Here is a 21,240-nt window from a genome sequence, read left to right as displayed (position 1 = left end):
ATCACGCGGCGCCGCTCACCATCGCCAGCAGCTTGGTGACCGTGTTCCAGTTGCGGGTGGTCGACACCCGGTCGATCCGCTTGTCCCAGAAGTTCACCGGAATCCGGCTGTTGCTGAACCCGTTGGGCAGCCACACGTAGACCTCCCGGCCGGCCAGCCGGAACTCGTCGGGGGCGAAGTCGGCCGGGTCGGTGTCGGCGAACCGGGCCGGATCCACCGGCCCGTCCAGGAAGGTCACCGCCAACTTGGCACCCTCGGTGGCCTTGTCCGGGAACGGGTTGGCCGCCACGACGGCGGCCAGCTCGTCGGCGGTGCGGATGACGCAGCCGATGTCCATGCCCAGCTCCGCGGCCAGCCGGTCGGTGATCTCCGCGGAGAGCTTGTCCGGTTTGCGGCTAGCGGCGCCGAACACCGCGTTGCCGCTCTGCAGCAGCGTGCGCACGTCCTGGTAGCCGAGGCCGGACAGCAGGGCACGCAGGTCCTGCATGGTGACCCGGCGGTTCGAGCCGAGATTGATGCCGCGCAGCATGACCGCGTATCTGACCACGCCCGATTAGACCATCCCGGGAAGTGTCGGCGGGCACCCGTAGGATGGCGCACCGTGACCACCACCGTGACCGCCTCCATTAATCAGCAGATCGCCACCGAGCTCGGCGTCCGGGAAGGACAGGTCCGGGCGGCCGTGGATCTGCTCGACGGCGGAGCGACCGTGCCGTTCGTCGCTCGGTACCGCAAGGAAGCCACCGGCGCCCTCGATGACGCGCAGCTGCGCACCCTCGAGGAGCGACTGGGTTACCTGCGGGAGCTGGAGGAGCGGCGCACCGCGATCATCGAGTCGATCCGCGGCCAGGGCAAGCTCGACGACGCCCTGCTGGGCCAGATCATGGCGGCCGACTCGAAGGCTCGGCTCGAGGACATCTACCTGCCCTACAAGCCCAAGCGGCGGACCAAGGCGCAGATCGCCCGGGAGGCCGGCCTGGAGCCGCTGGCCGACGCGCTGCTCGCCGATCCGGGCCTCGATCCGCAGGCCACCGCCGGCGGATATGTCGACGCCGACAAGGGCGTGGCCGACGCGGCCGCCGCGCTGGAGGGCGCCCGGGCCATTCTGACCGAGCGGTTCGCCGAGGACGCCGACCTGATCGGCGCGCTGCGCGAGCAGATGTGGTCGCGGGGCCGGATGGTGTCCAAGGTGCGCGAGGGCAAGGAGGACACGGGGGCCAAGTTCTCCGACTACTTCGACTTCTCCGAGCCACTGACCACGCTGCCCTCGCACCGCATCCTGGCGCTGTTCCGGGGCGAGAAGGAGGAGGCGCTCGACCTGGTCATGGAGCCCGAGGAGCCGGTGGACGGGCCGAGCAGCTACGAGCGGAACATCGCCGCGCAGTTCGGCATCTCGGACGCCGGCCGGCCCGCCGACCGATGGCTGGTGGAGACCGTGCGCTGGGCCTGGCGCACCCGCGTCCTCGGGCACCTGTCGATCGACCTGCGGATGCGGCTGCGCCAGGCGGCCGAGGACGAGGCCGTCCGGGTGTTCGCCGCCAACCTGCGCGACCTGCTGCTCGCCGCGCCGGCCGGGGCGCGCACCACGATGGGCCTGGACCCGGGCTTCCGCACCGGGGTGAAGGTCGCGGTCGTCGACGCGACCGGCAAGGTGGTCGCCACCGAGACCATCTACCCGCACGTACCGCAGCGCCGCTGGGACGAGTCGATCGCCACCCTGGCCCGGCTGGCCCACGCACACGGCGTCGAGCTCATCGCGATCGGCAACGGCACCGCCTCCCGGGAGACCGACAAGCTGGCCACCGATCTGATCGCCGCGCACACCGACCTGAGCCTGACCAAGGTGATGGTGTCCGAGGCCGGCGCCTCGGTGTATTCGGCCTCCGCGTACGCCTCGCAGGAGTTGCCCGGCATGGACGTGTCGCTGCGCGGGGCGGTCTCCATCGCCCGCCGGCTCCAGGATCCGCTGGCCGAGCTGGTCAAGATCGACCCTAAGTCGATCGGCGTGGGCCAATACCAGCACGACCTGGCCGAGAGCAAGCTCGCCAAGTCGCTGGACGCGGTGGTGGAGGACTGCGTCAACGCGGTCGGCGTGGACGTGAACACCGCCTCCGCGCCGCTGCTGACCCGGGTGTCCGGCGTCGGCTCCGGGCTGGCCGGCAGCATCGTGGCGCACCGGGACGCCAACGGGCCGTTCCGGTCCCGCCAGGCGCTCCTGCAGGTCTCCAGGCTCGGCCCCAAGGCGTTCGAGCAGTGCGCCGGGTTCCTGCGCATCCGCGGCGGCGACGACCCGCTCGACGCCTCCAGCGTGCACCCCGAGGCATATCCGGTGGTGCGCCGGATCATCGACGCCACCAGCACCGACATCACCTCGTTGATCGGCAACACGGCGCTGCTGCGCAAGATCAAACCCACCGACTTCGTGGACGACACCTTCGGCCTGCCCACCGTCAGCGACATCCTCGGCGAGCTGGACAAGCCGGGCCGCGACCCGCGCCCGGCCTTCAAGACCGCCGTGTTCGCCGACGGCGTGGAGACCCTCGCCGACCTCAAGCCCGGCATGCAGCTGGAGGGCGTGGTCACCAACGTGGCCGCGTTCGGCGCGTTCGTCGACATCGGGGTGCACCAGGACGGGCTGGTCCACGTGTCCGCGATGTCGAAGAATTTCGTGAAAGATCCGCGTGATGTGGTCAAGCCGGGCAACATCGTACGGGTGAAGGTGCTCGACGTGGACATCGCGCGCAAGCGCATCTCGCTGACGCTGCGGCTGGACGAGCCGCTGGACGCCGCCGGGGGCGCGCCGGGTGGCGGAGGCGCTCCCGGCGCCCCCGGCGGGGGCGGCGCCCCTGGTACGGGTGCCGGTCAGGGTGGCTCCGGTGACGGGCCGGAGCGGCGGCGCTCGGGGCGCTCGGGCAGCCGTTCGGGCGGTTCCCGCGGCGGCACCGGAGGCTCCAGCGGAGCCAAGGGCGGTGCCCCCGGCGGCTCCAGTGGCGGCTCAGGCGGCTCGGGTGGCTCGGGCGGCTCCGGGGGCGGCGGAGGTTCGCGCGCCTTCAACACCGCCATGGCCGACGCACTGCGCCGCGCCGGCCTCGTGGACAAGGGCCGCGACCGCCGCTGACCCACGCCTGAAACGTGAGATCTTGGTGGGTTTTCCCGCGCGGGGAAACCCACCAAGATTCGGAAGTCATCCGGGGCGGTGCGGGCGGATCAGGCGACGACGGCCTTGCGGGGTCGCTGGAAGTACCGCTGGCCGGTCAGCGCGCCGATGAACTCCTCCAGGAAGTCGGCGCCGGCCGGCCCGTTCTCAGTCTGGATTACCACCCCGGCCCCGGCACCGTCCGGGGCCGGTGCGCCGTCCGCGCCCGGCAGTCCCGCCCGCCGCAGCAGGCTCACCCCCTCGGCCACCGCGCCGATCGGCTTGGCGTGCAGGTATGCCTCGGCCACGAAGTGCACCGCGTACCCGTCCTCGACCAGCGCCGCCGCGCTGTCCTCGCCGCCGGCGATCACCACGGCGTCGTAGAGCACCGAGGCCATCGTGTTCAGCGCCTTCGCCTCCGGTAGTTCGAGCGTGTCCTGGTTGTTGGTGCGCAGCGGGCCGGCCGCCGGCGCGAGCAGGTCGGCCTTCGCGCCCCGCTGGTCGAGCGCCTGGCACAGCCGGGACAGGCCGACCTCCTCCACGCCCGGGGCGGCGAGGATCGCCACGCGCCGGCCGAGGACTCCCTCACCGGTCCGCGCGGTCAGGCTCAGCGCCGGGGAGCTGCGCCCGTGGTTCTCGCCGACCGGTGCGGGCTCGTCCACGCCGATGCCGGCGGCGACGGCCACTGCCAACTGGTGATCGATCTGCTCCAGGTGGTCGACCAGCCGCTTCCGGACGTCCATCCGGTCGCACTTGCCCAACTCGAACCGGTACGCCTCGATGATGTGCGAGCGCTCCCAGTCCGACATGCTGTTCCAGAACAGCGTCGCCTGGCTGTAGTGGTCGGCGAAGGTCTCGCTGCGGCGCCGGATCTTGTGCCCGTCCACCCGCTCCGGGAAGTGCCGGAACCCGTCGCCCCCCGGTACCACCGGGCAGCCGCCGCCGAGCGTGTTCGGGTGGTAGTTGCCCTCCCCCATCGGGATCTCGTGCTGGCCGAACCCGTCCTGCTGGTGGTGATGCACCGGAGCCAGCGGCCGGTTGACCGGTAGCTGCGCGAAGTTGGGCCCACCGAGCCGGGTCAGCTGGGTGTCCAGGTACGAGAACAGCCGCGCCTGCAGCAGCGGATCGTCGGTGAAGTCGATGCCGGGCACCACGTTGCCGACGCAGAACGCTACCTGTTCGGTCTCGGCGAAGAAGTTGTCCGGGTTGCGGTTGAGCACCAGCTTCCCGACCGGGGTGACCGGAACCAGCTCCTCCGGGATGATCTTCGTCGGGTCCAGCAAGTCCCAGTCGAAGTCGAACTCCCGGTCCTCCGGGATGAACTGCAGCCCGAGCTCGTACTCGGGCAGCGCCCCGGACTCGATGGACTCCCACAGGTCGCGCCGGTTGAAGTCCGGGTCCACGCCGGCGATCTTCTGCGCCTCGTTCCAGACCAGGGAGTGCGTGCCGAGCACCGGGGTCCAGTGGAACTTCACGAACGTGTTCCCGCCCTGCGCGTTGACCAGCCGGAAGGTGTGCACCCCGAAGCCCTGCATGGTGCGGAAGCTGCGCGGGATGGCCCGGTCGGACATCAGCCACATGACGTGGTGCATGGTCTCCGGCTGCTGGGATACGAAGTCCCAGAAGCTGTCGTGCGCGGAGGCGCCCTGCGGGATCTCGTTGCGGGGCTGGGGCTTGACCGCGTGGATGACGTCGGGGAACTTGATCCCGTCCTGGATGAAGAACACCGGCATGTTGTTGCCGACCAGGTCGAAGTTGCCCTGGCCGGTGTAGAACTTCGTGGCGAAGCCACGCACGTCCCGCACGGTGTCAGCGGAGCCGCGCGAGCCCTGGACCGTGGAGAACCTGACGAACACCGGGGTATGCAGCGACGGGTCGCACAGGAACTCGGCGGTGGTGTACCGGGCCAGCGACTCGTAGACCTGGAAGTAGCCGTACGCGCCCGAGCCCCGGGCGTGTACCACCCGTTCGGGGATCCGCTCGTGGTCGAAGCGCATCACCTTCTCGCGGAGGTGGAAGTCCTCCAGCAGGCTGGGGCCCCGCGTGCCAGCGTGCAGCGAGTTGTCGGTGTCCTCGACCGGGATGCCCTGATCGGTGGTGAGCCTGGTGTCGGCGTGATCGACCCGCGCCGAGGCGAGTTGTTGATCTTTGTCGTCGCGCCGGAGTTCGGTCACGGGGCCCTCCTGAGGTCGTTCGTCGTGCGCCCTTACCCGCGCCGCCCACCCGGCAAACGGGACAGGTTGGGGCGCTGCGCTCAGACACCATCGTTCCGGACGCGCGGGAAGGCTTTCGCGTCAACGGCCGTTGACCTACATTCATTGGCGTGACCGACACCGCCAGAGGCCGCCGCTCCGACGCCACCCGGGCCGCCATCCTGTCCGCGGCGAGGGAGCGGTTCGCCGCCGGCGGGTACGAGCGGGCCACCATCCGGGCGATCGCGGCGGACGCCGGCATCGACCCGGCCATGGTGATGCGCTATTACGGCAGCAAGGAGCGGCTGTTCGCCGCCGCCGCCGAGTTCGACCTGCGGCTGCCGGACTTGTCCGGGGTACCGGTCGAGACCGTCGGCCAGGTGCTCGTCCGGCACATGCTCGAACGCTGGGAGTCGGACGAGACGCTGACCGCGCTGCTGCGCGCCGGGGCGACCAACGAGGCGGCGGCCGAGCGGATGAGAGAGATCTTCTCGGCCCAGGTCGGGCCGGTGCTCGCCCCGCTGTGCCCGGATCCGGCACAGGTACCGGTCCGGATCGCCCTGGTCAGCTCCCAGGTGCTCGGGCTGGCCCTGGCGCGGTACGTGCTGCGGCTCGCGCCGATCGCGCAGCTGTCCCACGACGAGGTGGTGGCCTGGCTGGCCCCGACCATCCAGCGGTACCTGCTGGACCGCTGAGCCCGCCCGCGCGGGGCAACCGGCACGCGGCGCTCACCGTCACGGGAACCGGCGGGGTCGCGCAAGATCGATACACTGCCCGGTGTGCGCACCGTTACCGTTTTCGCACCGGATTCGACGTCCTGGCGGGTACGCGTGGTCTGGCAGCCCCGGTGGCGACCGCTGGCCCGCCGGTTCGGCGGCTGGCGGCGCACGCGCAAGCGGTCCGAGCCCACCCCGGCCCGCGCCGGCTCCGGCGGCGCCGCGAGCCTGAACGACCTCAGCGGCCCGGCCGAACTCGCCCAGGACGTCGCCAGGGCGGGCGGGGGCGGAGGCGGGGGCGGAGGCTGGTTCGACAATCTGGCCGACGATCTCCTGATCGGGATCCTGGTGATCATCGGGCTCATCCTGTTCGGCTTCCTGTTCTGGTGGCTGCTCCTGCCCCTCCTGCTGCTGGTCGTGGACGTGGTGGTCGTGGTGTGCCTGGCCGCGGTCGCGATCCCGGCCCGGGTCCTGCTGCGCCGCCCGTGGACCGTGGAGGCCAGGTGCGACCGGACGGGAAAGCGGCACCGGACCGACGTCGTCGGCTGGCGGGCGGCGCTGCGCGCCCGGGACCGGATCGCCGACCAGCTGCGCCTCGGGCAGTTTTCCCCGGTGCCGCCCGGGGATCGGGCGGCACCGCGCGAAATTCCTAGCGAGACACCGACGTCACCAGCTTGAGCAGCGCCTCGGCGAACTCGGCCGGCCGCTCGACGTGCGGTGAGTGCCCGCAGCCGTCATAGACGATCTCGGTGTACGTGCCGCCCGCCGACGCGTACCCGTCGAGCACCGCCCGGGTCTGCGCCACCATCGGCTGCGGGGGGCACTGCTCGTCCCCGGGCCAGCCGGGCACCGCGCCGAGCTTGCCGAGGTAGGCCAGGTCGAACAGGGAGGTGTCCGAGACGATCGCGTCGGCGGCGCCGTGCACCCAGACGATCGGGGGCTTCACCGCCAGCCCGATCAGGTCCTCGGCCGTCCGGAACCACCTCGGCGAGATCGCGTTCGTCACCCCCCGGGTACCCGGGGCCGAGCCCGGCCAGTTCGGGCTCTCCACCCCGTCGCCGGGATAGTTGTCCGTGCCGACCAGGGTGGACAGCACCGTGTCCAGTAGCGCCTCCTCGTCGGCACCCAGGCTGGCCGGGTCCGCGACGTAGGAGGCGCGCAGGACGTTGCGCGGGCTGGTCGGTTCGTCGTCGCCGCGATCGCCCCGGGCCAGCCGGGCGACGAAGTCCGGGCTGACCGACCCGCCGCCGGTACCGGCGAAGTCGGGCGTGGTCGGGGTGCCCCGCTCGTCCCGGGTGCCGCCGAACCCGTACGGCGACACGGGCGCCTCCAGCAGCAGCCCGGCCACCCGGTCGGGGTGGTCGATGGCCAGCTGCATGGCCACGCCGCCGCCGATCGAGTGCCCGACCACCACCGGGCTGGAGCCGGCCGCCCACAACCCCGGGGCGTCCAGCAGCGCGGCGACGTCGTCGGCGAAGTCCCGCAGCCCACGGGTGGCGTCCACCGGAGCGGGGTCGGTCGCACCGTACCCGCGCAGGTCCGGCGCGACGACGCGCAGCGAGTCGGGCAGCCGGCGCAGCAGCGGAAGCCAGTACCCGGCGCTGGAGCAGTTGCCGTGGACCAGCAGTACGGGGACGCCGTCCTCGGAGCCGCCGACCAGGACGTTCTGGGTGATCGCGCCGGTGCCGACGCGGAGGGGCCGCACGTTCATCCGGCGGATGTTGCCAGCACCCCGGGCGGGCGGCAATGGCGCCGGCACACATATTGGTGCCGGCCCACATATCTCAGCGCGGCACGTCTCAGCGCGGCACGTCGACGTCATCGCCGACCGCGACGTCCTCGCACGGCACGTCCTCGACCAGCTCCGGGTGCCGGGCCAGGTACCGCCGGGCCCCCACGTCGCCGGTGGCCAACTCGCCCACGGCGTTCCAGTGATCGCGGCCGAGCAGCACCGGGTGCCCCGGCTCGCCGTGGTACGTCGCCATGACCAGGGCGCCCGGCGCGGCCCGGCCGGCGACCCGCCGTACCGCGCCGGAGGTGATCCCCGGCGTGTCCACCAGCAGCACGCAGACCGCCTCCGGCGCCGCGGACTCCTCCTCCAGCGCGGCCAGGCCGGCGCGCAGCGAGGAGCCCATGCCGGTGGCCCAGTCCCGGTTGACCACCACCGTCGAGTCACCGAGATCCGCCGTGGCCAGCACCTCGTCCGCGGCCGCGCCGAGCACCACGAGCACCGGTGCGCAGCCGCCGTCCCGCAGCGTGGCCACGGCCCGCTCCACCAGCAGCGCGCCGCCCTCGCGCACCAGCGCCTTGGGCATCCCGTACCGGCGGCCGGCCCCGGCGGCCAGCAGCAGCCCCGCGACGGTCACCGGACCCGCCCACCCCTGATCCGCTCTCATGCCGGATCCTCGCTCCGCTGCGGTCCGGCATGAGGCTCCAACGCGCGGCAACTCCAATTCCTGATCCTCACGGGAGGAGCGGCTCCACCGCGCTCGCCCAGCTGGCGCTCGCTCATGCCGGCGTCTCGTGGTGGATGCGCCCGGCCTGGGAGGTCAGCCGCTCGCCGCTGCCGCCCCAGCGGCCGGCGATGATCTCGGCGGCGATGCTCACCGCCGTTTCCTCCGGGGTCCGGGCGCCGAGGTCCAGGCCCACCGGCGAGGCCAGTGCGGCCAGTTCATCCTCGGTCAGGCCGGCCGCGCGCAGCCGGTCCAGCCGGTCGTCGTGGGTGCGGCGGGAGCCCATCGCGCCCACGTACGCCAGTGGCAGCCGCAGCGCCACCTCCAGCACCGGCACGTCGAACTTCGGATCGTGCGTCAGCACGCACACGACGGTGCGGACATCGACCCGGCCCGCGTCCGCCTCGCCCCGCAGGTACCGGTGCGGCCAGGCCACCACCACCTCGTGCGCCTCCGGAAAGCGGCGCTTGGTGGCGAACACCGGCCGGGCGTCGCAGACCGTCACCCGGTACCCGAGAAACGCGCCGACCCTGGCGACCGCGGCCGCGAAGTCGATGGCGCCGAACACGATCATGCGTGGTGGCGACGCGTACGCGGACACGAACAGCGTGAGCTCGTCGCCGCGGCGCTGCCCGTCGTACCCGTACCGGAGGGTGCCGGTGCGGCCGGTGGCGAGCATGCCCCGTACGTCGTCAACGGCCGCCGCGTCCAGCCGCTCGGTGCCCAGCGAGCCGGCCGTCCGGTCCTGCCAGACGATCAGGCGCCGGCCCAGCCGGCCCTGCGGATCCGGCCCGCCGCCGGGCGAGCCCGTCGCGCCGGGTGACCCGCCGACCGCCACGCAGGTGACGACCGCCACCGGTACCTCCGCCCGGATCGACGCGGCCACCTCGCCGAACTCGGGGAAGCCCGCCGGATCGACCCGCTCCACGTGGACGTCGATAATGCCGCCGCAGGTCAGGCCGATGGCGAACGCGTCGTCGTCGCTGATCCCGTAGCGCCGCAGGACCGGCATCCCGGAGCCGACCACCTCCTGGGCCAGCTCGTAGACCGCGCCCTCGACGCAGCCGCCGGAGACGCTGCCCACGGCGGTGCCGTCCGGGCCGACCAGCATGGTGGCCCCGGCCGGACGGGGCGACGAGCGCCAGGTGGCGACGACCGTGGCCATCCCCACCGGCTCGTCGGCCTTCCACCACCTGTCCAACTCATCCAGTACTTCTCGCATGCGTGCCCACCGATCGTGTTCGTTCCTTCTTACTCTGCGCCTGTCAGCTCCAGATCGTCACGTAGACGGGTGGCCGGAACCGGGACGGCGACACACCGGTGCCAGGCGAGCACATCAGCTGCATGGCCTCCGGTGTGGACAGGAAATTACGCAGGTACCGCGCGGCCGGCGACCGCCGCTCCGGTGCCAGCGTGGTCACGTACCAGCAGGCCACGGCCGGGGTCAGCTCGGTGTCGAGTACCCGCAGCTCGCCGCGGCGCAGCTGCCGGCCGACCAGGGTGGCCACCGCCGGGGCGACCCCGAGGCCGTCGGCCGCCGCGGCCCACGCGGCGGTCTGGTTGGGAAAGACCCGGATGGACGACTCCGGTACCCGGAAGCCGCGCAGCAGCCTCCCGGTGTCGCTGTCCGGATCGGTACCCGACGAATCCACCAGCCAGGGCCACCGGGCCGGTGGACCGGTCGCCCGGAAATCCTGCCCGGTGACCAGGATGATGCGGTATTTCAGCACCGGCTCGCTGACCAATCCGGAGGTGGCGTCGCCGCGCAGGTCCGGCCCGAGCGCCACGTCGGCCAGCCGGTTGGGCAGCAGCGCCCGCATCTCCGCGACGCTGGCCACCCCGGACGACGCGTCGAAGGAGGTCTGCCACCGCCGGCCGAACGCCTCCAGCAGCGGGGTGGCGATGAACTCGGCGATGGTGCTGGACACCAGCAGCTTCAGCCTGGCCGGAGTGCCCTTGGCGGCGCGCACCGCGGCCTCCGCGTCCGAGCCCAGCGCGACCATCTGCGAGGCGATACCGAACAGCCGGCTGCCGCCCTCGGTCAGCGCCATCCCGTTGCCGTCGCGCACCAGCAGCTGGTCACCCAGGTGCTGGCGCAGCGCCGCGATCGCCCGGGACACCGCCGGCTCGCTCACCCCCAGCACGTCGGCCGCCGCCCGCACCGAGCCGAGCCTCGCGACGAGAACGAACGCCCCGAGCTGGGTGAGGGTCATGGTCATACCTTCGCAGCCGGGCGGCCTTCGCAACAGCCCCCGTCACGGGTCCTAACCATTCGGTTATCACGGTGTTGCATCGATGGTCGGCCGCTCACCAGGATGGCCCTGAGCTGGCGCTTGAACGTGATCTCGGGGGCTGCCCGGCGGCCAATGGAGGCGTTGATGCAGGTACCTGCGCATTTCGAGTACGAGCGCGCCACCAGCGTCGAGCACGCGCTGGCCCTGCTTGCCCGCTGGGGAGGCGAGGCGCGGGTGGTGGCGGGCGGGCACAGCCTCATCCCGATGATGAAGCTGCGCCTGGCCAGGCCCGAGGCGCTGATAGACATCAACGAGCTGACCGAGCTGTGCTACCTCCGGTTGGCGGGCGACGAACTGCTCATCGGCGCGATGACCCGGCACGCCCAACTGCTGGCCTCCCCGCTGGTCGGCGAGCACTACCCCATCCTGCACGACGCCGAACGGGTCATCGCCGATCCGGTGGTGCGCAACCGCGGCACGGTCGGCGGCTCACTGTGCCAGGCCGATCCGTCCGAGGACCTGTCGGCCGCGTTCGCCGCGATCGACGCCGCCGCCGTGATTCGCGGCCCGCACGGCACGCGCACCGTGCCGGTGCGCGAGTTCCACGTCGGGCCGTACGAGACGGTGGTGGCCCAGGACGAGCTGCTCACCGAGATCCGGCTGCCCATCCGTCCCGGCGGCGGATCCGCCTACGAGAAGGTTGAGCGGCGGGTCGGCGACTGGGCGGTGGCCGCGGCCGGCGCGACGGTGTGGCTCGACGGGGACGTCGTGGCGGACGTCGGAATCGGCCTGACCGCGGTCGGCGCGCCGCACTTCCACGCCGCGCGGGCGGAGGAGTCCCTGCGCGGCCGGGCCGCCACCGAGGAAAACTTCGCCGAGGCCGGCCGGCTGGCCGCCGCGCACTGCGACCCGGTCGCCGACCAGCGCGGCCCGGTCGACTACAAGCGCCATCTCGCCAGCGAACTCACCATCCGCGCGCTGCGCCGGGCCGCCGCCCGGGCCCAGGGTCAGGAGGCCTGACATGCAGGTGACCGTGACGGTCAACGGCGAGGAGCACACCCGGGACGTGGACCCCCGGCTGCTGCTGGTGCACTTCCTGCGCGACCAGCTCGGGCTCACCGGCACCCACTGGGGCTGCGACACCTCCAACTGCGGGGTCTGCACGGTCTGGCTGGACGAGGTACCGGTCAAGTCCTGCACGGTGCTCGCGGTGATGGCGGACGGGCACGCGGTGCGCACCGTCGAGGGGCTGGAGCGCAACGGCGTCCTGGACCCGGTGCAGGAGGGCTTCGTGCAGTGCCACGGCCTGCAGTGCGGGTTCTGCACGCCCGGAATGATGCTGACCGCGCGCTGGCTGCTCGACCACAACCCCGACCCGTCCGAGGAGCAGATCCGGGAGGCCATCTCCGGCCAGTCCTGCCGCTGCACCGGGTACGAGAACATCGTGCGCTCGGTCCGCTGGGCCGCCGAGCACTCCACAGTGGAGGCGACGTCATGACGACCGTGGAAACACCCATGGGCTACGGCTCGATGCGCCGCAAGGAGGATGCCCGGTTCATCCGCGGTCGCGGCAACTACGTCGACGACGTCACGCTGCCCGGGATGCTCTACGGCGCGGTGCTGCGCAGCCCGTTCGCGCACGCCCGCATCGTGTCCATCGACACCAAGGCGGCCGAGGCGCACCCCAAGGTGCGGGCGGTGATCACCGGCGCCACCCTGGAGGGGCTGAAGCTGGCCTGGATGCCCACGCTGTCGTACGACACGCAGGCGGTACTGGCCACCGACAAGGTGCGCTTCCAGGGCCAGGAGGTGGCGTTCGTCGTCGCCGAGGACCGGTACGCCGCCCGGGACGCGCTGGAGCTCATCGACGTCGAGTACGACCCGCTGCCGGCCGTCGTGGACGCCCGCCGCGCGCTGGATCCGGACGCGCCGGTCATCCGCGACGACAAGGAGGGCAAGTCCAACAACCACATCTTCGACTGGTCCTCCGGCGACAAGGAGAAGACCGATCGGGCCTTCGCGGAGGCTGAGATAGTCGTGGCGCAGGACGTCCTCTATCCGCGGGTGCATCCGGCCCCGCTGGAGACGTGCGGCGCCATCGCGGACTTCGACAAGGTGACCGGCAAGCTCACCATCTGGTGCAACACCCAGGCACCGCACGCCCATCGGACGGTCTACGCGATGGTGGCCGGCCTGCCGGAACACAAGATCCGGATCATCTCGCCCGACATCGGCGGCGGGTTCGGCAACAAGGTCGGCATCTACCCCGGGTACGTGTGCGCGGTGGTCGGCTCCATCGTCACCGGCAAGCCGGTGAAATGGATGGAGGACCGGTCGGAAAACCTGATGAGCACGAGCTTCGCCCGCGACTACCACATGCGTGGCGAGATAGCGGCCACCCGGGACGGGAAGATCAAGGCCGTGCGGGTGTCCGTGATCGCCGACCACGGCGCGTTCAACGGCACCGCCCAGCCCACCAAGTTCCCGGCCGGCTTCTTCCACGTGTTCACCGGCTCGTACGACCTGGAGGCCGCGTACTGCGACGTGACCGGGGTCTACACGAACAAGGCGCCGGGCGGCGTCGCGTACGCCTGCTCGTTCCGGGTCACCGAGGCCGTGTACCTGGTCGAGCGCATGGTCGACGTGCTGGCGTACGAGCTGCACACCGATCCGGCCGCGCTGCGCATGCGCAACCTGCTGCGCCCCGAACAGTTCCCGTACGCCAGCCCCACCGGCTGGGAGTACGACTCCGGTGACTACCCCCGTGCCCTGGCACTGGCCATGGACATCGCCGGGTACGACGACCTGCGCGCCGAGCAGGCAGCGCAGCGGGCACGGTGGGCGGCCGGCGAGGGCGGCGGCACTCTGACCGGCATCGGCATCAGCTTCTTCACCGAGGCGGTCGGGGCCGGCCCGCGCAAGCACATGGACATCCTCGGGCTCGGCATGGCCGACGGCGCGGAACTGCGGGTGCACCCGACCGGCAAGGCGGTGCTGCGCATCTCGGTGCAGTCGCAGGGGCAGGGGCACGAGACGACCTACGCCCAGATCGTCGCGGAGGAGTTGGGCATCTCGCCCGACGACATCGAGGTGGTGCACGGCGACACCGACCAGACGCCGTTCGGGCTGGGCACCTACGGCTCGCGCTCGACGCCGGTCTCCGGCGCGGCCACGGCCGTGGTGGCCCGCAAGGTCCGGGATCGGGCCCGGATCGTCGCGAGCGCAATGCTGGAGGTCTCGCCGGACGACCTGGAGTGGGAGAAGGGCCGCTGGTTCGTGCGCGGCGATCCGGACCAGGGTAGGACGATCACCGAGATCGCGCTGGCCGCGCACTCCAGCCTGGAGCTGCCCGAGGGCGTCGAGGGGCACCTGGACGCCACCACCGTCTACAACCCGCCGAACCTCACGTTCCCGTTCGGCGCCTACATCTGCGTGGTGGACGTGGATCCCGGTACCGGGCAGGTCAAGGTGCGCCGGTTCATCGCGGTCGACGACTGCGGGGTGCGGATCAACCCGATGATCGTCGAGGGGCAGGTACACGGCGGCCTCGCCGACGGGGTCGGGATGGCGCTGATGGAGCTGATCGCCTTCGACCCCGACGGCAACTGCCTCGGCGCGTCCTTTATGGACTACCTGCTGCCGACGTCGATGGAGTGCCCGTCCTGGGAACTGGGCGCCACCGTCACCCCGTCGCCGCACCACCCGATCGGGGCCAAGGGGGTGGGCGAGTCCGCCACGGTGGGCTCCCCGGCCGCCGTGGTCAACGCCGTGCTGGACGCGCTCAAGCCGTACGGGGTGCGGCACGCGGACATGCCGCTGACTCCGGCCGCGGTCTGGCGCGCGATCCAGGGCGCCCCGCTGCGCACCGACCTGGCGATCTCGTAAGCGAGCCTGGCATGAGCGAGTTGATATGAGCCGCACCGAGCTGCTGGCACGGGTGGAGCACCTGCGCGCGCAGCGCACGCCGTTCGTGCTGGCCACGGTGGTGAGGGCGCAGCGCCCGACCAGCGCCAAGGCCGGCGACAGCGCGCTGGTACTCGCGGACGGCACGCTCGACGGGTTCGTCGGCGGCACCTGCGCCGAGGCGACGGTGCGCCTGGAGGGGCTGCGGCTACTGGAGACGGGCCGCTCCACCCTGCTGCGCATCACGCCGTCGCCCGCGGAGGACGACCGGGGCGGGGACGAGGACTCCGACGGGCTGGTCACGGTGGCCAACCCGTGCCTGTCCGGCGGGTCGCTGGAGATCTTCCTGGAGGCGATGCTCCCACCGCCGCTGGTGCACGTGTTCGGTGCCGCGCCGGTCGCCCGCGCCATGGCGGACGTCGGTGCCGCGCTGGGGTACGACCTGGTGGCCGCCACGGATCCGGACGCGCCGGTGCCGCCCGACGCCGACGCCGTGGTGGTCGCCTCGCACGGGCGCGACGAGGAGCGGATGCTCAAGGCGGCGGTACGGGCCGGGGTGCCGTACGTGGCGCTGGTCGCGAGCCGGCGACGGGGCGCGGCGGTACTGGCCGGGCTGGACCTCGCGCCGGCCGACCGGGAGCGGATCCACACGCCGGCCGGGCTGGACATCGGCGCCCGCACCCCGCCCGAGGTCGCCCTGTCGATATTCGCCGAGCTCATCGCTGCGCGGCCGCACAATGCCGGGCCGGCCGGCGCGCCCGCCGACGAGGCTGGGTCGGTGCGCCCGAGCGTGGTGGCCGGGCGCCCGAGCGCGGTGACCGAGGCCGTGGATCCGGTGTGCGGCATGCGAGTGGCCGTCACCCCCGACGCGCTGTCCGTCGAGCACGGCGGCCACACCTGGTACTTCTGCGGCTCCGGCTGCCGCGGCGCGTTCGCGGACTCCCCCGAGCGGTACGCGGAGCCGGCGTGAGGGCGGCATGACGGAGCACGGTGAGCTGCCGGCGGACGTCGAGGCGCTGGCCACCGGGCTGGACCGGGCCGGTTACCTCGCTGACGAGTCGCTGGCCACCGCACTGTTCCTCGCGGTGCGCATGGGCCAGCCGATCCTCCTGGAGGGCGAGCCGGGGGTGGGCAAGACCGAGGCCGCCAAGGCGCTCGCCACCGTGCTGTCCACGGTGCTGGTCCGGCTCCAGTGCTACGAGGGACTGACCGCCGCCGAGGCCCTGTACGAGTGGAACTACCCCCGGCAGCTGCTCGGCATCCGGCTGGCCGAGGCGCGCGGGGAGCAACTGACCGACGACGACCTGTTCGGCCCCGGGTACCTGCTGCGCCGGCCGCTGCTGGCGGCCATCGAGCACCCCGGTCCCCGGCCGGCCGTGCTGCTCATCGACGAGATCGACCGGGCCGACGACGAGTTCGAGGCGTTCCTGTTCGAGCTGCTGGCCGAGTCGACGGTGACCATTCCCGAGCTGGGTACCCGGCGGGCCGTGGTACCGCCGGTGGCGGTGCTGACCTCCAACCGCACCCGCGACCTGCACGACGCCCTGCGCCGCCGCTGCCTCTACCACTGGATCGGCTACCCGGGGTCGGAGCGCGTCGCGGACATCATCCGGCGGCGCGAACCCGCCGCGAGTACCCCGCTGGCCGCCGCCGTGGCCGGATCGGTGGCCCGGCTGCGCGCCCTCGACCTGACGAAGCCACCCGGGGTGGCCGAGGCGATCGGCTGGGCCTGCGCCCTGACCACGCTGGGCATCGCGCGGCTGACGCCGGAGGCGGCCGGTCGCACCCTGAGCGCGGTGCTCAAGCATCAGGAGGACCAGGACGCCGCACTGCGGGCCGGACTGTCCACTGTGGTCGGCACGGATGAGTGAGGGCGCCAGCCGCACGCCCACGGACCTCGCGGAACTCGTGGCGCGGTTCGGCGAGCGGCTGCGGCTGGCCGGGCTGCCCGCCGGCCCCGACCGTTGCCAGCGGTTCACCCGGGCGGTGCGGCTGGTCGCGCCCCGGACCACGACGCAGCTGCGCTGGTGCGCACGGGCCACGCTGGCCGCCGAGCCGGCGCAGCTCGAACTGCTCGACCGGGTCTTCGACGAGGTGTTCGGCGGGCTGACCGATCCGGCGGACGGGCGCGGCGACCCGAACGCCCCGCCGCGCCCGCCGGCCGCCGCGCACTCCGCACCGCCCGTGCCCGGCGCCCGCGCCGGTGATTCCGGCTCCGATTCCGGGTCCGGTCGGGCCGACGCGCGGCAGGCCTCCGCCGACGAAGGCGGGGACCGGACCGACGTGCCCTCGGCGGCCAGCGCGGCACAGCGGTTCGGCGGCCGGGACTTCGCCGAGCTGACCGTCGCGGAGCTGGCCCTGCTGGCCGACGTCATGGGCCAGTTGCGGGTGGCGACCCCGCCGCGCCGGTCCCGGCGCACCCGACCGGTGCCGCACGGCGATCGGGTGGACCTGCGCGCGACCCTGCGGCTTGGCCGCCGTACCGGTGGTGACCCGCTACGGATGGTCCGGCGCCGGTACCGGGACAAGCCCCGCCGGCTGGTCGCGCTCTGCGACATCTCGCGGTCGATGGAGCCGTACGCGCGGGCCATGCTCCAGTTGCTGTACTGCGCCGCCGGCGGCACCCGGGCCGAGGTGTTCACCTTCGCCACCCGGCTGACCCGGCTCACCCCGATGCTGGCCCGCTCCGCGCCGGCCGTGGCGTTGGCGCTCGCCGGCCGGAGCGCCCCGGACTGGTCCGGTGGCACCCGGATCGCCGCCTCGCTCAAGGAGTTCACCGACCGGTACGGGCGGCGGGGGCTGGCCCGGGGCGCGGTCATTCTGATCATCTCGGACGGCTGGGAGTCGGGCGACCCCGCGCCACTGGGCCGCGAGATGGCCCGGTTGTCCCGGCTGGCGTACCGGATCGTGTGGGTCAACCCGCGTACCCAGAGCCCGCGGTACCGGCCGCTGGTCGGCGGCATGGCCGCGGCCTGGCCGCACTGCGACGCGGTGGTGAGCGCTCACCGGCTGACCGCCCTGTCCGACCTCATCGACGCGCTGGCCGACCCGCGTCGGCGGCGCACCAACGTGTTCCGGGAAGGGTGAGCAGCCAGTGCGACTGGACAACGAGTTCGTGGTGCCGCGGCCGGTCGATGAGGCGTGGACGGTGCTGACCGATGTCGAGCGGATCGCGCCCTGCATGCCGGGCGCACAGCTGACCGAGGTGGTCGGAGACTCCTACCACGGCACGGTGCGCATCAAGGTTGGACCGGTGGTCGCCCAGTACGGCGGCGCGGTCCGGTTCACCGAGTTGGACGCCGAGCGCCACCGCGTGGTGCTCGAGGCGAAGGGCAAGGAGCGCAGCGGCCGTGGCCTGGCCTCGGCGCTGGTCACCGCCGACCTGACGGGTGAGGACGGCGGCACCCGGGTGAAGGTGAGCACCGACCTGACCATCTCCGGGCCGCTGGCGCAGTTCGGCCGGGGCGCCATCGCGGAGGTGAGCAGCCGGCTGCTGAACCAGTTCGTGGACCAGCTCAAGGAGACGGTCCTGCGGGACGGCGCAACCACGCCGGACGCTGATGCCCGGCCGACACCGGCGGTACCGGCCCCGGCGCCCTCGCCCGAGGCGACGCCCACGGAGGCGGCGGCCACCGCATCTACGCCGGCCGGGACGGTGACCGGTGCAGCGACCCACGGCACAACAGCCCACGGCGCAACGGCGCACGGAGCCACAGCCCACGACGCCACCGTGCACGAAGCCACCACGCCTCAAACAGCGCCCGAAGCGCCGTCCGGGGCACCGCCCGAGACGGCGTCCGGGGCGGCGTCCAAGGATTCTGCGTCCGGAACTGCGGCCTCCGGCGCGACGGCGCCGGTGCCGCCCAGGCCCGCCTCACCGGGCGCGGGCGGGCCGGCCAGGGCGGGCGAGGGCGCCCCGGCCCCGCCCGAACCGGTCGCGCCGGCCAACCTGCTGCGGGTGGCCGCGGTGCCGATCCTCAAGCGGCTGCTGCCGCTGCTGATCGTGATTGTCGTGATAGTCGTCCTGCTGGTGGTCTGGCTCACCTGACCACCGGCGGACCGGGCGCCGGAAGGGTGGAACCCCACCGGCGCCCGGGGCCGATCGACGGACGCTCAGCCGCATCTGATTCCGCTGGGCGGCGGCGTGGACGATCCGTTCGCCTGGAAGCCGAAGCTTGTCGAGGCCCCCGGCGCCAGGCTGGTGGCCCAACTCGGCGCCGTGATGGTCCAGGCGCTACCGCTGGTGGTGATGGTCGAACTCCAGGCACCGGTCAGGGTCACCCCGGCCGGCATCGTCCAGGCGACCGCCCAGTTGTTCCAGGTCGTCGATCCCCGGTTGGTCACCGTGACGTTGCTGGTGAAGCCGCCCGGCCACGTGCTGGACACCTGGTAGTTCACGTCGCAGGTGGGGCCGCCCGACGGCGCGCTGGGCGACGGCGAGGTGGTGCGCGACGGGCTCGGCGACGGCGAGGTGGTCCGCGACGGACTCGGACTCGGCGACGGCGAGGTGGTCCGCGACGGGCTCGGCGAGGGACCGCCGGTCGGGCCGCCCGGGTCGGTCGTGGTGTAGGTCGCCTGGCTGTACGGCGCGGAGCACTGGCTCGAGCAGGACGACGGCAGGGAGAAGGTGTAGACCCGGCCGTTGTTGACCAGCGTGTCGGAGCTGTCCCGCACCCGGATCTGGAACTGGGTGCCGCCCGCCGTGGTGGGCGAGACGATGTACGCCTGGCCCATGTCGCTGTCCATTGTGGCCGACTGCCAGCCGCCGCCGGATGTCTGGTACTCCACGCCGTGAATGCCGTTGGGCAGGTGGGAGATGGCGATGGCGCCCCACCAGGACTGGGCCCCCTGCAGGAACCCGATCTGGATGTCGCCGCTGTAGTTGGGCGCGGATACGAACTGCCACTGGATCTGGCGGTTGTTGAAGTGGTTCGGGTACAGGTCGCCGACCGCCGCACCGTTCTTGACGAACCGGTTCAGCGAGTCCTTGTGCAGGTCAAGGTGGTACGGGTCGTCCCGGCACCAGGCGTTCGAGTCGCCGCAACTGTCCGCCACCAGCATGGTCAGGGTGGCGCCGTTGTACGCGTCGGAGACCCAGGATCCGTTGCGGCAGAACGGCTGATTCTGCGCCCCGTCATTGACGCCGGTGCAGTAGTTCCCGACCGTGACCTGCACGTAGCGCCCGCAGTTGAGCCCGTTGTCCCACATCCCCATCTTGTCGGCGAGCGACGCCGGCAACGGCCGGGGATAGGCGCCGTAGTCGCCGGGGGTGTTGAACACGTTGAGCGCGACGAAATCCTGCGAGTCGAGGTTGGCCTGAGGCAGGCCGCAGCCGCCGTAGGGCTGGCCGAGCCCATCGAAGTAGGTGGAGTTGCCGGTGACGGGTGACGGGGTGCCGGTCACCGTCAGGGCTCCGGCGGGCAGTTGCGAGGCAAGCAGCGACACGGCGGCGACCAGCACGGTCACCAGGGCAACGCGTACCCATACGCCGGTGCGCCTCCTACGAGGCACATCCATGGGATTGTCCTTCCGGGCGGCGCCGCGCCGTTGCCCCGGGCACGGCGGCAGAGGTTGGTATCACCTACCCGACCCCTGGCGCCCGGATCCATGGTTTCTCTAACGATCGCAGATTGTCAATGAGTGGACGGTCGATCGACCGTTCGACGGGTGTGCGGCCGGCGGGTGGCCGGCCGCCGGCGGTCAACCGGTCAGCTTGTGCTGCGGCTTGCTGTGCCGTCGCTCCGTCTCGGGAAGCTCCTCGTCGGGCGGGCGCAGCGCCTCATCCGGCTCCCGGGCACCGCCCCTGGGGGCGCCCTTCTTCGCCGTGCCGTCCCGCGCCACGCGCAGCAGGACGTCGTCGGTGTCCGCGGTCTTGGCGCGGCTCTCCTCGGGCTGGCTCATCCTCGGCTGCTACCCGGGCGCGGCCGGTGGAAACCCGGGAGTGGCCCCACCGGTCACAGCCGTCCCACCGGTAACGAACGCCCCACCGGCCCCGATCGGCCCCGGTGCCCCGATCGGCACGGCAGGCCGATCGGCTCTCCCTTGCCTCAACCAGATTTCCGTCACTACTCACCGTGCGAGAACGGCCGGGGCAGGAACGGCGATGCGGGTGCGAACACACCAAAGTCGACACCCCGAGACCGCTCAGACGTCACAGAGAGCAGCCTCGGGCGAGCTATCTTGGGGTCCATGGATGAGAACCGGGCGCAGCGAGTAGTGGACAAGCTGCGCGCGAGGGGTGTACCCGCGCATATGGAACGCAGCGGAGTAAACCAGTTCGGGGTACGGGTGAGCCTGCCGGACGGTCGCGAGGCGATCTGGGACACGGACGGGACCGCGGGCCTGGAGGCCCAGGTCATGCGCGACGGCGTTCTGGTCGGCTACGTACCCGAGATCGCCGGCTCGGAGAACTTCGACGAGCCGCAGGTCATCGACGCCATCGAGCGCACCGACTACAACCGGCCGGTGGCCACGCGGCGCTCCGCGACGCCCCCTCCCGCGCCGCCGCTGCCCCCGGAGGGCGGCTTTTTCCGGCGCATGTTCGGCGGGTTCCGGGAGCGCTGACCCGATCGCTGGCGCCGGTCCGCCGACGCCAGTGGCCCGCGG

19 protein-coding genes are annotated in these 21,240 nt (G+C 72.4%); 11 read left to right on the top strand and 8 right to left on the bottom strand.

Features of this window, described 5'->3' with window-relative positions:
- Position 1: 1 nt before the first annotated feature.
- The gene (locus ABEA87_RS19385; protein WP_345631393.1) at positions 2-547 is read right to left on the bottom strand and encodes a DUF1697 domain-containing protein; all 546 of its coding nucleotides are present in this window, start codon (positions 545-547) and stop codon (positions 2-4) included.
- Positions 548-613: 66 nt separating this feature from the next.
- On the opposite strand from ABEA87_RS19385, the gene ABEA87_RS19380 reads away from it, so the two are divergent.
- Positions 614-3,118 (top strand): Tex family protein, encoded by a 2,505-nt coding sequence (locus tag ABEA87_RS19380; RefSeq protein ID WP_345631434.1) that lies wholly within the window; start codon positions 614-616, stop codon positions 3,116-3,118.
- Between the two features lie 89 nt (positions 3,119-3,207).
- On the opposite strand, the gene ABEA87_RS19375 is transcribed toward ABEA87_RS19380, so the two are convergent.
- The gene (locus tag ABEA87_RS19375) at positions 3,208-5,310 is read right to left on the bottom strand and encodes a catalase (RefSeq protein WP_345631392.1); all 2,103 of its coding nucleotides are present in this window, start codon (positions 5,308-5,310) and stop codon (positions 3,208-3,210) included.
- A 149-nt stretch (positions 5,311-5,459) separates the two neighbouring features.
- On the opposite strand from ABEA87_RS19375, the gene ABEA87_RS19370 reads away from it, so the two are divergent.
- Positions 5,460-6,023 carry a TetR/AcrR family transcriptional regulator gene (locus ABEA87_RS19370; RefSeq protein ID WP_345631391.1) on the top strand — a complete coding sequence of 188 codons (564 nt, stop codon included), beginning with the start codon at positions 5,460-5,462 and terminating at the stop codon, positions 6,021-6,023.
- An 84-nt stretch (positions 6,024-6,107) separates the two neighbouring features.
- Entirely contained in the window at positions 6,108-6,722 is a 615-nt protein-coding gene (locus ABEA87_RS19365; RefSeq protein WP_345631389.1) for a hypothetical protein, read from the top strand.
- On the opposite strand, the gene ABEA87_RS19360 is transcribed toward ABEA87_RS19365, so the two are convergent.
- The 4 genes from ABEA87_RS19360 to ABEA87_RS19345 all read right to left on the bottom strand — a co-directional run bounded on the left by ABEA87_RS19360 (position 6,694) and on the right by ABEA87_RS19345 (position 10,710).
- A complete protein-coding gene (locus ABEA87_RS19360) occupies positions 6,694-7,755 on the bottom strand; it encodes an alpha/beta hydrolase (RefSeq protein ID WP_345631388.1) in 1,062 nt (353 codons plus the stop codon). The genes ABEA87_RS19365 and ABEA87_RS19360 overlap by 29 nt on opposite strands.
- 88 nt (positions 7,756-7,843) lie before the next feature.
- A complete protein-coding gene (locus ABEA87_RS19355) occupies positions 7,844-8,440 on the bottom strand; it encodes a nucleotidyltransferase family protein (RefSeq protein ID WP_345631386.1) in 597 nt (198 codons plus the stop codon).
- Positions 8,441-8,552: 112 nt separating this feature from the next.
- Positions 8,553-9,719, bottom strand: coding sequence for an XdhC family protein (locus ABEA87_RS19350; RefSeq protein ID WP_345631384.1), 1,167 nt, complete (start codon positions 9,717-9,719; stop codon positions 8,553-8,555).
- 43 nt (positions 9,720-9,762) lie between these two features.
- Positions 9,763-10,710 (bottom strand): LysR family transcriptional regulator, encoded by a 948-nt coding sequence (locus ABEA87_RS19345; protein WP_345631382.1) that lies wholly within the window; start codon positions 10,708-10,710, stop codon positions 9,763-9,765.
- Between the two features lie 165 nt (positions 10,711-10,875).
- Here ABEA87_RS19345 and ABEA87_RS19340 point away from each other — a divergent pair, with 165 nt between their 5' ends.
- Genes ABEA87_RS19340 through ABEA87_RS19310 form a run of 7 tightly spaced genes read left to right on the top strand, consistent with a single transcriptional unit; the run spans position 10,876 to position 18,682 of the window.
- A complete protein-coding gene (locus tag ABEA87_RS19340) occupies positions 10,876-11,751 on the top strand; it encodes an FAD binding domain-containing protein (protein WP_345631380.1) in 876 nt (291 codons plus the stop codon).
- Position 11,752: 1 nt separating this feature from the next.
- A complete protein-coding gene (locus ABEA87_RS19335) occupies positions 11,753-12,229 on the top strand; it encodes a (2Fe-2S)-binding protein (RefSeq protein ID WP_345631378.1) in 477 nt (158 codons plus the stop codon).
- Positions 12,226-14,616 (top strand): aerobic carbon-monoxide dehydrogenase large subunit, encoded by a 2,391-nt coding sequence (locus tag ABEA87_RS19330; RefSeq protein WP_345631377.1) that lies wholly within the window; start codon positions 12,226-12,228, stop codon positions 14,614-14,616. The genes ABEA87_RS19335 and ABEA87_RS19330 overlap by 4 nt, the downstream gene beginning before the upstream one ends.
- Positions 14,617-14,641: 25 nt before the next feature.
- Positions 14,642-15,604: an XdhC family protein gene (locus ABEA87_RS19325; RefSeq protein WP_345631376.1), complete on the top strand. Its 963-nt coding sequence runs from the start codon at positions 14,642-14,644 to the stop codon at positions 15,602-15,604.
- Between the two features lie 7 nt (positions 15,605-15,611).
- On the top strand, positions 15,612-16,505 hold the full coding sequence (locus ABEA87_RS19320) for an AAA family ATPase (protein WP_345631374.1): 894 nt from the start codon (positions 15,612-15,614) through the stop codon (positions 16,503-16,505).
- Entirely contained in the window at positions 16,498-17,721 is a 1,224-nt protein-coding gene (locus tag ABEA87_RS19315) for a vWA domain-containing protein (protein WP_345631372.1), read from the top strand. The genes ABEA87_RS19320 and ABEA87_RS19315 overlap by 8 nt, the downstream gene beginning before the upstream one ends.
- 7 nt (positions 17,722-17,728) lie before the next feature.
- The gene (locus ABEA87_RS19310) at positions 17,729-18,682 is read left to right on the top strand and encodes an SRPBCC family protein (protein ID WP_345631371.1); all 954 of its coding nucleotides are present in this window, start codon (positions 17,729-17,731) and stop codon (positions 18,680-18,682) included.
- Between the two features lie 65 nt (positions 18,683-18,747).
- Here the strand turns inward: ABEA87_RS19310 and ABEA87_RS19305 are convergent, their stop codons facing one another.
- On the bottom strand, positions 18,748-20,151 hold the full coding sequence (locus tag ABEA87_RS19305; protein WP_345631370.1) for a cellulose binding domain-containing protein: 1,404 nt from the start codon (positions 20,149-20,151) through the stop codon (positions 18,748-18,750).
- Positions 20,152-20,334: 183 nt separating this feature from the next.
- Positions 20,335-20,535, bottom strand: a complete 201-nt coding sequence (locus ABEA87_RS19300; protein ID WP_345631369.1) for a hypothetical protein — start codon at positions 20,533-20,535, stop codon at positions 20,335-20,337.
- A 288-nt stretch (positions 20,536-20,823) separates the two neighbouring features.
- On the opposite strand from ABEA87_RS19300, the gene ABEA87_RS19295 reads away from it, so the two are divergent.
- Positions 20,824-21,198, top strand: a complete 375-nt coding sequence (locus ABEA87_RS19295) for a hypothetical protein (RefSeq protein WP_345631368.1) — start codon at positions 20,824-20,826, stop codon at positions 21,196-21,198.
- The last annotated feature ends 42 nt before the right edge of the window (positions 21,199-21,240 follow it).

The organism is Rugosimonospora acidiphila, assembly GCF_039543385.1.
GTDB lineage: Bacteria > Actinomycetota > Actinomycetes > Mycobacteriales > Micromonosporaceae > Rugosimonospora > Rugosimonospora acidiphila.
The sequence above is the reverse complement of the archived record's forward strand: the minus strand, read 5'-3'. Positions and strand labels throughout refer to the sequence as shown.

Excerpts from the sequence above, each read along its gene's own strand:
- ABEA87_RS19350 (WP_345631384.1), bottom strand. The coding sequence starts at position 9,719 with ATGCGAGAAGTACTGGATGAGTTGGACAGGTGGTGGAAGGCCGACGAG.
- ABEA87_RS19335 (WP_345631378.1), top strand. The coding sequence starts at position 11,753 with ATGCAGGTGACCGTGACGGTCAACGGCGAGGAGCACACCCGGGACGTG.
- ABEA87_RS19295 (WP_345631368.1), top strand. The coding sequence starts at position 20,824 with ATGGATGAGAACCGGGCGCAGCGAGTAGTGGACAAGCTGCGCGCGAGG.
- ABEA87_RS19355 (WP_345631386.1), bottom strand. The coding sequence starts at position 8,440 with ATGAGAGCGGATCAGGGGTGGGCGGGTCCGGTGACCGTCGCGGGGCTG.
- ABEA87_RS19305 (WP_345631370.1), bottom strand. The coding sequence starts at position 20,151 with ATGGATGTGCCTCGTAGGAGGCGCACCGGCGTATGGGTACGCGTTGCC.
- ABEA87_RS19330 (WP_345631377.1), top strand. The coding sequence starts at position 12,226 with ATGACGACCGTGGAAACACCCATGGGCTACGGCTCGATGCGCCGCAAG.
- ABEA87_RS19320 (WP_345631374.1), top strand. The coding sequence starts at position 15,612 with ATGACGGAGCACGGTGAGCTGCCGGCGGACGTCGAGGCGCTGGCCACC.
- ABEA87_RS19325 (WP_345631376.1), top strand. The coding sequence starts at position 14,642 with ATGAGCCGCACCGAGCTGCTGGCACGGGTGGAGCACCTGCGCGCGCAG.
- ABEA87_RS19360 (WP_345631388.1), bottom strand. The coding sequence starts at position 7,755 with ATGAACGTGCGGCCCCTCCGCGTCGGCACCGGCGCGATCACCCAGAAC.
- ABEA87_RS19315 (WP_345631372.1), top strand. The coding sequence starts at position 16,498 with ATGAGTGAGGGCGCCAGCCGCACGCCCACGGACCTCGCGGAACTCGTG.
- ABEA87_RS19340 (WP_345631380.1), top strand. The coding sequence starts at position 10,876 with ATGCAGGTACCTGCGCATTTCGAGTACGAGCGCGCCACCAGCGTCGAG.
- ABEA87_RS19345 (WP_345631382.1), bottom strand. The coding sequence starts at position 10,710 with ATGACCCTCACCCAGCTCGGGGCGTTCGTTCTCGTCGCGAGGCTCGGC.
- ABEA87_RS19300 (WP_345631369.1), bottom strand. The coding sequence starts at position 20,535 with ATGAGCCAGCCCGAGGAGAGCCGCGCCAAGACCGCGGACACCGACGAC.